Source organism: Lysobacter firmicutimachus (assembly GCF_037027445.1).
Taxonomy (GTDB): Bacteria; Pseudomonadota; Gammaproteobacteria; order Xanthomonadales; family Xanthomonadaceae; genus Lysobacter; species Lysobacter firmicutimachus.
In genome coordinates, this window is record NZ_JBANDL010000002.1 from 1,325,104 (window position 1) to 1,338,269 (window position 13,166).

General features: G+C 65.5%; 12 protein-coding genes. All 12 read left to right on the top strand.

All coding sequences use genetic code 11. The features are described 5' to 3' along the window. The first annotated feature begins 91 nt into the window (after window positions 1–91). Window positions 92–4,315 (top strand): DNA-directed RNA polymerase subunit beta', encoded by a 4,224-nt coding sequence (gene rpoC / locus V2J18_RS05655; protein WP_064746584.1) that lies wholly within the window; start codon window positions 92–94, stop codon window positions 4,313–4,315. 454 nt (window positions 4,316–4,769) lie between these two features. Then, window positions 4,770–5,144 (top strand): 30S ribosomal protein S12, encoded by a 375-nt coding sequence (gene rpsL / locus V2J18_RS05660; protein WP_064746583.1) that lies wholly within the window; start codon window positions 4,770–4,772, stop codon window positions 5,142–5,144. A gap of 80 nt (window positions 5,145–5,224) precedes the next feature. After that, complete coding sequence (gene rpsG, locus V2J18_RS05665) at window positions 5,225–5,692, top strand: 30S ribosomal protein S7 (RefSeq protein ID WP_064746582.1); 468 nt, start codon at window positions 5,225–5,227, stop codon at window positions 5,690–5,692. Window positions 5,693–5,833: 141 nt separating this feature from the next. Beyond that, window positions 5,834–7,951, top strand: a complete 2,118-nt coding sequence (gene fusA / locus V2J18_RS05670; RefSeq protein ID WP_064746581.1) for an elongation factor G — start codon at window positions 5,834–5,836, stop codon at window positions 7,949–7,951. Between the two features lie 154 nt (window positions 7,952–8,105). Next, a complete protein-coding gene (tuf, locus tag V2J18_RS05675; RefSeq protein ID WP_064747322.1) occupies window positions 8,106–9,296 on the top strand; it encodes an elongation factor Tu in 1,191 nt (396 codons plus the stop codon). Between the two features lie 516 nt (window positions 9,297–9,812). Next, complete coding sequence (rpsJ, locus tag V2J18_RS05680; RefSeq protein WP_022968186.1) at window positions 9,813–10,124, top strand: 30S ribosomal protein S10; 312 nt, start codon at window positions 9,813–9,815, stop codon at window positions 10,122–10,124. Between the two features lie 10 nt (window positions 10,125–10,134). After that, window positions 10,135–10,788, top strand: coding sequence for a 50S ribosomal protein L3 (rplC, locus tag V2J18_RS05685; protein WP_064747321.1), 654 nt, complete (start codon window positions 10,135–10,137; stop codon window positions 10,786–10,788). A gap of 6 nt (window positions 10,789–10,794) precedes the next feature. Next, window positions 10,795–11,406 (top strand): 50S ribosomal protein L4, encoded by a 612-nt coding sequence (gene rplD, locus V2J18_RS05690; protein ID WP_425605950.1) that lies wholly within the window; start codon window positions 10,795–10,797, stop codon window positions 11,404–11,406. After that, a complete protein-coding gene (gene rplW, locus V2J18_RS05695; protein ID WP_064747320.1) occupies window positions 11,403–11,699 on the top strand; it encodes a 50S ribosomal protein L23 in 297 nt (98 codons plus the stop codon). Before rplD ends, rplW begins: the two co-directional genes overlap by 4 nt. A gap of 10 nt (window positions 11,700–11,709) precedes the next feature. Beyond that, window positions 11,710–12,537, top strand: coding sequence for a 50S ribosomal protein L2 (gene rplB, locus V2J18_RS05700; RefSeq protein ID WP_221671602.1), 828 nt, complete (start codon window positions 11,710–11,712; stop codon window positions 12,535–12,537). A 6-nt stretch (window positions 12,538–12,543) separates the two neighbouring features. Next, window positions 12,544–12,813: a 30S ribosomal protein S19 gene (rpsS, locus tag V2J18_RS05705; protein ID WP_057943874.1), complete on the top strand. Its 270-nt coding sequence runs from the start codon at window positions 12,544–12,546 to the stop codon at window positions 12,811–12,813. A 10-nt stretch (window positions 12,814–12,823) separates the two neighbouring features. Beyond that, window positions 12,824–13,159 carry a 50S ribosomal protein L22 gene (rplV, locus tag V2J18_RS05710; RefSeq protein WP_056176302.1) on the top strand — a complete coding sequence of 112 codons (336 nt, stop codon included), beginning with the start codon at window positions 12,824–12,826 and terminating at the stop codon, window positions 13,157–13,159. Window positions 13,160–13,166: the final 7 nt, after the last annotated feature.

Genomic DNA, 13,166 nt, shown 5'->3' on the forward strand with positions numbered 1-13,166 from the left:
GGATTGGCAAGGCGAACGCCTGCGGTCCCGATCCCTCGAGTCCCCGCTTCAACGAATCTCGATTCTCTAATCCCGAATCCCGGAGTCACACATGAAAGACTTGCTCAATCTCTTCAACCAGCAGCGTCCCGCGCTGGACTTCGATGCGATCAAGATCGCGCTGGCCTCGCCGGACCTGATCCGTTCGTGGTCGTTCGGCGAAGTGAAGAAGCCGGAAACCATCAACTACCGCACCTTCAAGCCCGAGCGCGACGGCCTGTTCTGCGCCGCCATCTTCGGTCCGATCAAGGATTACGAGTGCCTGTGCGGCAAGTACAAGCGCATGAAGCACCGCGGCGTGGTCTGCGAGAAGTGCGGCACCGAAGTGACCCTGGCCAAGGTGCGCCGCGAGCGCATGGGCCACATCGACCTGGCCTCGCCGGTCGCGCACATCTGGTTCCTCAAGTCGCTGCCGTCGCGCATCGGCCTGATGCTGGACATGACCCTGCGCGACATCGAGCGCATCCTGTACTTCGAAGCCTACGTCGTGACCGAGCCGGGCCTGACCCCGATGGAGCGCGGCAACCTGCTGACCGAAGAACAGTACCTGCAGGCGCGCCAGGAGCACGGCGACGACTTCGAGGCCGCGATGGGCGCCGAGGCGGTCTACGACCTGCTGCGCACCATCGACCTGCAGTCGGAAATGCTGCAGCTGAAGGAAGAGATCGCCTCGACCAACAGCGAAACCAAGCTCAAGCGCCTGACCAAGCGGATCAAGCTGGTCGAAGCCTTCCTCGAGTCCGGCAACCGTCCGGAGTGGATGGTCATGACCGTGCTGCCGGTGCTGCCGCCGGACCTGCGTCCGCTGGTGCCGCTGGACGGCGGCCGCTTCGCGACCTCCGACCTGAACGATCTGTACCGCCGCGTCATCAACCGCAACAACCGCCTGCGCCGCCTGCTCGAACTCAACGCGCCCGACATCATCGTGCGCAACGAGAAGCGCATGCTGCAGGAATCGGTCGACGCGCTGATGGACAACGGCCGCCGCGGCCGCGCCATCACCGGCACCAACAAGCGCCCGCTCAAGTCGCTCGCCGACATGATCAAGGGCAAGCAGGGCCGGTTCCGCCAGAACCTGCTCGGCAAGCGCGTGGACTACTCGGGCCGTTCGGTCATCGTGGTCGGCCCGACCCTGCGCCTGCACGAGTGCGGCCTGCCCAAGAAGATGGCGCTTGAGCTGTTCAAGCCCTTCATCTTCGCCAAGCTGCAGCGCCGCGGCCTGGCCACCACCATCAAAGCGGCCAAGAAGCTGGTCGAGCGCGAAGAGCCGGAAGTCTGGGACATCCTCGAAGAGGTGATCCGCGAGCATCCGGTGCTGCTGAACCGCGCCCCGACCCTGCACCGCCTCGGCATCCAGGCGTTCGAGCCGGTGCTGATCGAAGGCAAGGCGATCCAGCTGCACCCGCTGGTCTGCACCGCGTTCAACGCCGACTTCGACGGCGACCAGATGGCCGTGCACGTGCCGCTGAGCCTGGAGGCCCAGCTGGAAGCGCGCGCGTTGATGATGGCGTCGAACAACATCCTGTCGCCGGCCAACGGCGAGCCGATCATCGTGCCGTCGCAGGACGTCGTGCTCGGCCTGTACTACATGACCCGCGCCCTGGAGAACAAGGCGGGCGAGGGCATGGCGTTCGCCAACGTGGCCGAAGTCAAGCGCGCCTATGACAACCGCGTCGTGCAGCTGCACGCCAAGGTCAAGGTCCGCATCAGCGAGACCGTGATCAACGAGGACGGCACCCGCGAGCAGAAGACCTCGGTCGTCGACACCACCGTCGGCCGCGCCCTGCTGCGCGAGATCCTGCCGGAAGGCCTGCCGTTCGCGCTGGCCAACACCGAGCTGACCAAGAAGAACATCAGCCGCCTGATCAACTCCTGCTACCGCATGCTCGGCCTGAAGGACACGGTCGTGTTCGCCGACCGCCTGATGTACACCGGCTTCGGGTACGCGACCCGCGCCGGCGTGTCGATCGGCATCGACGACATGATCATCCCGGGCGAGAAGAAGGGCATCCTGGCCGAGGCCGAGTCGGAAGTGCTGGAAATCCAGCAGCAGTACCAGTCCGGCCTGGTCACCGCGGGCGAGCGCTACAACAAGGTCGTCGACATCTGGTCGCGCACCAACGAGCGCGTGGCCAAGGCGATGATGGACGCGATCGGCACCGACACCGTGACCAACGCCAAGGGCGAGTCGGTCCCGCAGAAGTCGATGAACTCGATCTACATCATGGCCGACTCGGGCGCGCGCGGTTCGCAGGCTCAGATCCGTCAGCTGGCCGGTATGCGCGGCCTGATGGCGCGACCGGACGGCTCGATCATCGAAACGCCGATCACCGCGAACTTCCGCGAAGGCCTGAACGTTCTGCAGTACTTCATCTCGACCCACGGCGCCCGTAAGGGCCTGGCGGATACCGCGCTGAAGACCGCGAACTCGGGTTACCTGACCCGTCGACTGGTCGACGTGGCCCAGGACGTGGTCATCACCGAAACCGACTGCGGCACGCTCGAGGGTCTGACCATGACCCCGATCGTCGAAGGCGGCGACGTGGTCGAACCGCTGCGCGACCGCGTGCTCGGCCGCGTCGTGGCCGAGGACGTGTTCCTGCCCGGCAACGACGAGGACCCGATCGTCACCCGCAACACCCTGCTCGACGAAGCCTGGGTGCAGAAGCTGGAAGACGCCAGCGTCCAGTCGATCAAGGTCCGTTCGACCATCACCTGCGAAAGCTCGTTCGGCGTGTGCTCGCACTGCTACGGCCGCGACCTCGGCCGCGGCCACCTGGTCAACCACGGCGAAGCGGTCGGCGTCGTCGCCGCGCAGTCGATCGGCGAGCCCGGCACGCAGCTGACCATGCGTACGTTCCACATCGGCGGCGCGGCTTCGCGAGCGGCGGCGATCGACAACGTCACGGTCAAGACCACCGGTTCGATCAAGTTCAACAACCTCAAGCACGTCGAACACGCCAACGGCCACCTGGTCGCGGTCTCGCGTTCGGGCGAACTGTCGGTGCTCGACCCGCACGGCCGCGAGCGCGAGCGCTACAAGCTGCCGTACGGCGCCACCGTCAGCGTCAAGGACGGCGCCGAGATCAAGGCCGGCCAGACCGTCGCCAACTGGGACCCGCATAACCACCCGATCGTGTCGGAAGTGGCCGGCTTCGTCCGCTTCATCGACTTCGTCGACGGCGTCACCGTCATCGAGAAGACCGACGACCTGACCGGCCTGGCTTCGCGCGAGATCACCGATCCCAAGCGTCGCGGTTCGCAGGGCAAGGATCTGCGCCCGATCGTCCGCATCGTCGACAAGAACGGCAAGGACCTGACCATCCCGGGTACCGACCTGCCGGCGCAGTACCTGCTGCCGCCGCGCTCGGTCGTCAACCTGCAGGACGGCGCGCCGGTCGGCGTCGGCGACGTGGTCGCCAAGATCCCGCAGGAAGCGTCCAAGACCCGCGACATCACCGGCGGTCTGCCGCGCGTGGCCGACCTGTTCGAAGCGCGCAAGCCGAAGGACCCGGCGATCCTGGCCGAGGTTTCGGGCATCGTCAGCTTCGGCAAGGACACCAAGGGCAAGCAGCGCCTGATCATCAAGCAGGCCGACGGCAGCGAGCACGAGGAGCTGATTCCCAAGTACCGCCAGATCATCGTGTTCGAAGGCGAGCACGTGGAGAAGGGCGAGACCGTGGTGGACGGCGAACCGAGCCCGCAGGACATCCTGCGCCTGCTCGGCGTCGAGCCGCTGGCCGTGTACCTGACCAAGGAAATCCAGGACGTCTACCGCTTGCAGGGCGTGAAGATCAACGACAAGCACATCGAGGTGATCGTTCGCCAGATGCTGCGCAAGGTCGAGATCGTCGATCAGGGCGACAGCAAGTTCCTCAACGGCGAGCAGGTCGAGCGTCAGCGCCTGATCGAAGAGAACGTGCGCCTGGCCGCCCGCAACGAGATCGTCGCCAAGGTCGACCCGGTCCTGCTCGGCATCACCAAGGCCTCGCTGGCGACCGAGTCGTTCATCTCGGCGGCCTCGTTCCAGGAGACCACCCGCGTCCTCACCGAGGCGGCGGTGCGCGGTACCCGCGACGGCCTGCGCGGCCTGAAGGAGAACGTGATCGTCGGTCGCCTGATCCCGGCCGGTACCGGCCTGGCGTACCACAACCAGCGCCGCAAGAACGCCTCGGGTCTGACCGACTCGGAGATGGAAGCGCTGGCCGGTCCGGTGAGCGTCGCGGCCGAGGCTCCGGCCGCGGCCGAGACGGTCGCCGGCGACGACGCCGAGTAAGCCGGGTCGTCGCGCTCCGGTCCGGCCACCAGGCCGGGCCGGCGCCGGTTCCAACACCAAGCTCAGGACAAGGCGGGCAGCGATGCCCGCCTTGTTTTTTGCCCGACGGCCTGGCCGTGAGGTGCTGAACAGGGCTTGGGGGGAGGGCGCGGGGCTGGCAAGTCTTGCCGGACGTGCTAGACTCGCAGATCGGATTGGACCTCATGGGCCTAATCCCAGATCACGAAATTAGGCGCAGGGAGCGCCTAGTGTTCGGCCCAGGGTAGGGCGGGATCAATCGAATAAGGATCGGAACTGGCGCTGCCGCAGCGCTGGTTTTGCCTGTTCGCGCTGCCTGCGTTGACGGAAACGTTAAGCGCGGGCTATACTTTTTCGTCTCGGCGGGTCGGGTGCATTCGGCTTGCCGTTCGTTTCTCACGAAGCGGCCGCCCGGCCCCTCAATCAAGAGTTCCAGATGGCAACCATCAATCAGCTCGTCCGCAAGCCGCGGCAGGCGACCACCTACAAGAGCACCTCGCCGGCGCTCGCGAACTGCCCGCAGCGTCGCGGCGTTTGCACCCGCGTCTACACCACCACCCCGAAGAAGCCGAACTCGGCGCTGCGCAAGGTCGCCAAGGTGCGCCTGACCAACGGTTACGAAGTCATTTCGTACATCGGCGGCGAAGGCCACAACCTGCAGGAGCACTCGGTGGTGCTGATCCGCGGCGGCCGCGTCAAGGACCTGCCGGGCGTGCGTTACCACACCGTGCGCGGCTCGCTCGACGCCGCCGGCGTCGCCAAGCGTCGCCAGGGCCGCTCCAAGTACGGCGCCAAGCGTCCGAAGTCCTAAGCGCGTCGCTGCCCAGGCGCGCGCGATGCGCCGCCGCCCGCAAGCACGTTTGTCAAGAATCACGAGAATAGGTACGCACCATGTCGCGTAAAGGTTCCACCCCGCAGCGTTCGGTTCTGCCCGATCCCAAGCACGGCAGCGAGACGATCGCGCGCTTCATCAATATGGTCATGCAGAGCGGCAAGAAGTCCGTCGCCGAGAAGATCGTCTACGGCGCGATGGACGTCATCGGCGAGAAGAATCCGAATGCCCTCGAGCTGGTCGAGAAGGCGCTGACCAACGTTTCGCCGTCGGTCGAAGTGAAGTCGCGCCGCGTCGGCGGCGCCACCTACCAGGTGCCGGTCGAAGTGCGCTCCTCGCGCCGCATGGCGCTGGCCATGCGCTGGCTGATCGAGTCCGCCCGCAAGCGCGGCGAAAGCTCGATGCCGCGCAAGCTCGCCGCCGAACTGCTCGACGCCTCCGAGAACCGCGGCGCGGCGATCAAGAAGCGCGAAGAAACGCACCGCATGGCGGAAGCGAACCGCGCGTTCGCCCACTACCGCTGGTGATCGCGGCGCCCTGACGACAGGGCCTTCGCAACATCCGCATGAGATGTTGCCGCGGCGGCTTCGAGGCCGCCTAGCGAACCGGAGGCCGCCGATAAGGCGGCGTCCGGCCATCTGGAATTCGAAAACTTACGAGAGGGTCCCGTGGCTCGCACCACTCCCATCGAGCGTTACCGCAACTTCGGCATCATGGCCCACATCGATGCCGGCAAGACCACCACGTCGGAACGCATCCTGTTCTACACCGGCGTCAGCCACAAGATCGGCGAAGTGCACGAAGGTGCCGCGACGATGGACTGGATGGAGCAGGAACAGGAACGCGGCATCACCATCACGTCGGCGGCGACCACGGCGTTCTGGAAGGGCATGGACAAGTCCCTGCCGGAACACCGCTTCAACATCATCGATACCCCCGGCCACGTCGACTTCACCATCGAAGTGGAGCGCTCGCTGCGCGTGCTCGACGGCGCGGTGTTCGTGCTGTGCGCCGTCGGCGGCGTGCAGCCGCAGTCCGAGACCGTTTGGCGCCAGGCCAACAAGTACTCGGTGCCGCGCATGGCGTTCGTCAACAAGATGGACCGCACCGGCGCCAACTTCGATAAGGTCGTCGAGCAGCTGAAGGCCCGCCTCGGCGCCTACGCCGTGCCGATGCAGGTGCCGATCGGCGCCGAAGACGGCTTCGAAGGCGTGGTCGACCTGCTGAAGATGAAGGCGATCCATTGGGACGTCGCTTCGCAGGGCACCAAGTTCGAGTACCGCGACATCCCGGCCGACCTGCAGAGCAAGGCCGAGGAAGCCCGCAACTTCATGATCGAAGCCGCGGCCGAAGCCTCGGAAGACCTGATGGAGAAGTACCTGGGCGGCGAAGAGCTGACCGAGGCCGAAATCATCGCCGGTCTGCGCGAGCGCACCCTGCGGGTCGAGATCGTGCCGGTGTTCTGCGGCTCGGCGTTCAAGAACAAGGGCGTGCAGGCCATGCTCGACGGCGTGATCAACCTGCTGCCGTCGCCGGCCGACCGTCCGCCGGTCCAGGGCATCGACGAAGACGAGAAGGAGGACACCCGCAAGGCGTCCGACACCGAGCCGTTCTCGGCGCTGGCGTTCAAGATCATGACCGACCCGTTCGTCGGCTCGCTGACCTTCTTCCGCGTCTACTCGGGCGTGCTGAACTCGGGCGACCAGGTGTACAACCCGGTCAAGTCGAAGAAGGAACGCGTCGGCCGCATCCTGCAGATGCACGCCAACCAGCGCGACGAAATCAAGGAAGTCCGCGCCGGCGACATCGCCGCGGCCGTGGGCCTGAAGGACGTGACCACCGGCGACACGCTGTGCGCGCAGGATCACATCATCACCCTCGAGCGCATGGTGTTCCCGGAGCCCGTCATCTCGATGGCGGTCGAGCCGAAGACCAAGTCGGACCAGGAAAAGATGGGCCTCGCCCTGGGCCGCCTGGCGCAGGAAGATCCCTCGTTCCGCGTGCGCACCGACGAAGAATCGGGCCAGACCATCATCGCCGGCATGGGCGAGCTGCACCTGGACATCATCGTCGACCGCATGCGTCGCGAGTTCAACGTCGAAGCCAACGTCGGCAAGCCGCAGGTGGCGTACCGCGAGACCATCCGCAAGTCGGACGTCAAGTCGGACTACAAGCACGCCAAGCAGTCGGGCGGTAAGGGCCAGTACGGTCACGTCGTGATCGAGCTGTCGCCGATGAACGAAGCCGACAAGGCCAATCCGGACGTCGAGAACGATTTCCTGTTCATCAACGACATCACCGGCGGCGTGATTCCGAAGGAATTCATCCCGGCGGTCGAGAAGGGCCTGCGCGAAACCATCACCAGCGGTCCGCTGGCCGGCTTCCCGGTCGTGGGCGTCAAGGTCAAGCTCGTGTTCGGCTCGTACCACGACGTCGACTCGTCGGAAATGGCGTTCAAGCTCGCCTCGTCGATGGCCTTCAAGGAAGGCTTCCGCAAGGCCGATCCGGTCCTGCTGGAGCCGATGATGAAGGTCGAAGTCGTGACGCCGGAAGAGTACGTCGGCGACGTGATGGGCGACCTGAGCCGTCGTCGCGGCCTGCTCCAGGGCCAGGACGACACGCCGTCGGGCAAGACCATCAACGCGATGGTGCCGCTGGGCGAAATGTTCGGCTACGCGACCACCATCCGCTCGCTGACCCAGGGTCGCGCGACGTTCACGATGGAATTCGATCACTACGCCGAGGCGCCGAACAACATCGCCGAGACCGTGATCAAGAAGGGCTGATAAAGCCGGGATTCGGGTACCGGGGTCCGGGATTCGCGAAGCGGGTTCCGGGTCCGGCCAGGCCGAATCCGATCACAGACAACGGGGCCGGGAGACGCGCTTGCGAATCCCGAATCCCAAACCACGAATCACCGCAATTTAAAGAGAGACAACCATGGCTAAGGGTAAATTCGAGCGCACCAAGCCGCACGTGAACGTCGGCACGATCGGTCACGTCGACCACGGCAAGACCACGCTGACGGCCGCTCTGACCAAGGTCGGCGCCGAGCGTTTCGGTGGCGAGTTCAAGGCGTACGACGCGATCGACGCGGCGCCGGAAGAAAAGGCTCGCGGCATCACGATCTCGACCGCGCACGTGGAATACGAATCGGCGACGCGCCACTACGCGCACGTCGACTGCCCGGGCCACGCCGACTACGTGAAGAACATGATCACCGGTGCGGCGCAGATGGACGGCGCGATCCTGGTGTGCTCGGCCGCTGACGGCCCGATGCCGCAGACCCGCGAACACATCCTGCTGTCGCGTCAGGTCGGCGTGCCGTACATCGTCGTGTTCCTGAACAAGGCCGACATGGTGGACGACGCCGAGCTGCTCGAGCTGGTCGAGATGGAAGTGCGCGAGCTGCTGACCAAGTACGAGTTCCCGGGCGACGACACCCCGATCATCCACGGTTCGGCCCGTCTGGCGCTGGAAGGCGACCAGAGCGAAATCGGCGTGCCGGCGATCCTGAAGCTGGTCGACGCGCTGGACACCTTCATTCCGGAGCCGGAGCGCGCGATCGACAAGCCGTTCCTGATGCCGGTGGAAGACGTGTTCTCGATCTCGGGCCGCGGCACCGTGGTGACCGGCCGTATCGAGCGCGGCATCATCAAGGTGGGCGACGAAATCGAAATCGTCGGCATCCGTCCGACCCAGAAGACCACGGTCACCGGCGTCGAAATGTTCCGCAAGCTGCTGGACCAGGGTCAGGCGGGCGACAACGCCGGTCTGCTGCTGCGCGGCACCAAGCGCGACGACGTCGAGCGCGGCCAGGTGCTGGCCAAGCCGGGTTCGATCACCCCGCACACCGAGTTCGAAGCCGAGGTGTACGTGCTGTCGAAGGACGAAGGCGGCCGTCACACCCCGTTCTTCAAGGGCTACCGTCCGCAGTTCTACTTCCGCACCACCGACATCACGGGCGCCGTGACCCTGCCGGAAGGCGTGGAAATGGTGATGCCGGGCGACAACGTGAAGATGACCGTCGCCCTGATCAACCCGGTCGCGATGGACGAAGGCCTGCGCTTCGCGATCCGCGAAGGCGGCCGCACCGTCGGCGCCGGCGTGGTGGCGAAGATCATCAAGTAATCCGTTCCGGCCGGCAGGTCCGGTCGGTCGGTTCACTCGATCGCTTTATTCCTGCGGCGACCCTCGGGTCGCCGCAGGCGTTTCCGGCCTCCCGCCCGTCGCTGGCGGGTTGGCTGAATGGGGTCAGGATTCGCCGCTAGGGCGGGGCAGGGCGTCGACTTGCGCTGCCCGGTTCGATGCGGTTAGAATGCGCGACCACCGCGTCCGGCTCGTTTTTAGGGTCGGGCGCAACCAGCGAAATGAGGGGCAGGATGCGCCTCGTATTCGCCAGACAGGGATATGTCGCACGGCCGCGCTCCGTACGTTCCGGGCCCCGAATTCAGGGCTTCCAAGGAACGCTAGACGGGGCGTTTCGTGCGTTCTGCTCAGTCTGGGCGGGCCGGGTGACCGGGCCGCCTTAGCTTTTCCAGGCAAGGAAGCTCCGGGGCGAGGGTGTTGCCCTGGAGTGTTTGCGTTTTCGTGGGGCCGGCGCACCCAGAAGCCGTCCCGTCGCTCTTTTAACCAAGGAATTCCGTCATGGCGGACCAAAAGATCCGGATCCGGCTGAAGGCGTACGATCATCGACTGATCGACCGCTCGGCCAGCGAGATCGTCGAGACGGCCAAGCGGACCGGCGCGCAAGTGCGCGGCCCGATCCCGCTGCCGACCAAGATCGAGCGCTACACCGTTCTCGTCTCCCCGCACGTCGACAAGGACGCGCGCGACCAGTACGAGACCCGCACGCACAAGCGCGTGCTCGACATCGTCGACCCCAACGACAAGACCGTGGACGCGCTGATGAAGCTCGAGCTCGCGGCGGGCGTCGACGTCCAGATCAAGCTGACCTGAGGCAACCACCATGACCGCGAAGAAGTATTCGTTGGGCATCGTCGGTCGCAAGGCCGGCATGAGCCGTTTCTTCACTGAAGACGGCAAGTCGGTTCCGGTGACCCTGATCGAGGCGACCCCGAACCGCATCACCCAGATCAAGACCGAAGACACCGACGGCTACAGCGCCGTGCAGGTCACGGTCGGCGTGCGCCGCGCTGCGCTCGTCAACAAGCCGGAAGCCGGTCACCTCGCCAAGGCGAAGGTCGAAGCCGGTCGCGGCCTGTGGGAGCTGCGCGTGGAAGCCGACCAGATCGGCGCTTTCGAAGTCGGCGGCGAAATCAAGGCCGACATCTTCGAAGCCGGCCAGCTGGTCGACGTCCAGGGCGTGACCAAGGGCAAGGGCTTCCAGGGCACGATCAAGCGCTGGAACTTCCGCATGGGCGACGCGACGCACGGCAACTCGCTGTCGCACCGCGCGCCGGGCTCGATCGGCCAGCGCCAGACCCCGGGCCGCGTTTTCCCGGGCAAGAAGATGTCCGGCCACATGGGCGCCGTGCAGCAGAGCACCCAGCGTCTTGAAGTGGTCAAGGTCGACGCCGAGCGCGGCCTGATCGCGATCAAGGGCGCCGTGCCGGGCGCGCCGGGTGGCGACGTCATCGTCCGTCCCTCGAGCAAGGCATAAGGAGAGATGACGATGGAACTCACCATCAACAACAGCAGCAAGACGCTGTCGGTCTCCGACGCGATCTTCGGCCGCGAGTTCAGCGAAGACCTGGTCCACCAGGTGGTCGTTGCCTACCGCAACGCCGGTCGCGCCGGCACCAAGGCGCAGAAGACACGCGCCGAAGTCAACGGCACGACCAAGAAGTCGAAGAAGCAGAAGGGCGGCGGCGCGCGTCATGGCGCGCTGACGGCTCCGATCTTCGTCGGCGGCGGCGTGACCTTCGCGGCCAAGCCGCGCAGCTTCGCGCAGAAGGTCAACCGCAAGATGTATCGCGCCGCGATCGCCGCGATCCTGTCCGAGCTGAACCGTCAGGGCCGCATCACGGTCGTCGAGAGCTTCGAGATCGATGCTCCGAAGACCAAGGGCCTGATCGAGAAGCTGAAGGGTCTGTCGGTCGGCCAGCGTCCGCTGATCGTCACCGAAGACGCGACCGAGAACCTGTACCTCTCGGCCCGCAACCTGCCGTACGTCGAAGTGCGTGATGTCCAGGGCCTGGATCCGGTCGCCCTCGTCGGCGCCGACTCGGTCGTGTTCACCGCCGAGGCGGTCAAGAAGATCGAGGAGTGGCTGGCATGAACGACGCCAAGCTCTACAGCATCATCCGCGCGCCGCGCGTGTCCGAAAAGACCGCCCGTCTGCAGGAAGTTTCCAACCAATACGTCTTCGAAGTCTCGACCGAAGCTACCAAGGCCGACATCAAGGTCGCCGTGGAAAAGCTGTTCGACGTCAAGGTCGAGGCGGTCAACGTGGTCAACGTGAAGGGCAAGAACAAGGCCTTCCGTTTCCGCATGGGCCGTCGCGGCGACTGGCGCAAGGCGTACGTGAAGCTGGCCGAAGGCCAGTCGATCGACGTGATGGCCAAGGCCTGAGGAAAGATCCATGGCATTGATGACTTTCAAGCCCACTTCCGCCGGCCGCCGCAACGCGGTCCGCGTCGTGACGCCGGGCCTGCACAAGGGCGCGCCGCACGCGGCGCTGGTCGAAAAGCAGAGCAAGAGCGGCGGTCGTAACCACCACGGCCGCATCACCACCCGTCATATCGGTGGTGGTCACAAGCAGCACTACCGCATCATCGACTTCAAGCGCGACAAGGAAGGCATTCCGGCGCGCGTGGAGCGGATCGAATACGATCCCAACCGCACCGCGCACATCGCGCTGCTGTGCTACGTCGATGGCGAGCGTCGTTACATCATCGCCCCGAAGGGCCTGAAGGACGGCGACCAGGTGATCGCGGGCCGCGACGCCCCGATCCGCGTCGGCAACACGCTGCCGCTGACCAACATCCCGGTCGGCTCCACCGTGTGCTGCGTCGAAATGAAGCCGGGCAAGGGCGCCCAGCTGGCCCGCGCGGCCGGCGCCAGCGCCTACCTGGTGGCTCGCGAGCAGGGCTACGCCACGCTGCGTCTTCGCTCCGGCGAAATGCGCAAGGTGCCGGTCGAGTGCCGCGCCACCATCGGCGAAGTCGGCAACGACGAGCACAACCTGGAGAAGCTCGGCAAGGCCGGCGCCAAGCGTTGGCGCGGCATCAAGCCGACCGTTCGCGGCGCGGCCATGAACCCCGTCGACCACCCGCACGGTGGCGGTGAGGCGAAGGCTGGCCAGGGCAACCCGCATCCGGTCACCCCGTGGGGTGTTCCGACCAAGGGTTACAAGACGCGCAAGAACAAGCGCACCACGCAATTCATCGTGCGCGATCGCAGGGGTTAATCGAACATGGCACGTTCACTGAAGAAGGGCCCGTTCGTCGACCATCATCTGATGAAGAAGGTCGAAACGGCGGGCAACAACAAGAAGCCGATCAAGACCTGGTCGCGCCGTTCGATGGTGCTGCCGGAGATGGTGGGCTTCACGATCGCCGTCCACAACGGCAAGAACCACATCCCGGTGCTGGTCAACGAAAACATGGTTGGCCACAAGCTTGGCGAGTTCGCCCTGACCCGTACGTTCAAGGGTCATGGCGGCGACAAGAAGTCGGGCAAGTAAGGAGATGACCATGGAAGCGAAAGCCATCCTGCGCACCGCGCGCATCTCCCCGCAGAAGGCCCGCCTGGTCGCCGACCAGGTGCGCGGTCTGTCCGCCGAGCGCGCCGTCAACCTGCTGAAGTTCTCGGACAAGAAGGCTGCTGCACTGATCCGCAAGGTCGTGGAGTCCGCCATCGCCAACGCCGAGAACAACCAGGGCGCCGACGTCGACGAGCTCAAGGTCAAGACCATCATGGTTGACGAGGGTCCCGCACTGAAGCGCTTCATGGCGCGTGCGAAGGGCCGCGGCACCCGCATCCTCAAGCGCACCAGCCACATCACTGTGGTTGTGGGCGCCGGCAAGTAAGGCGGAG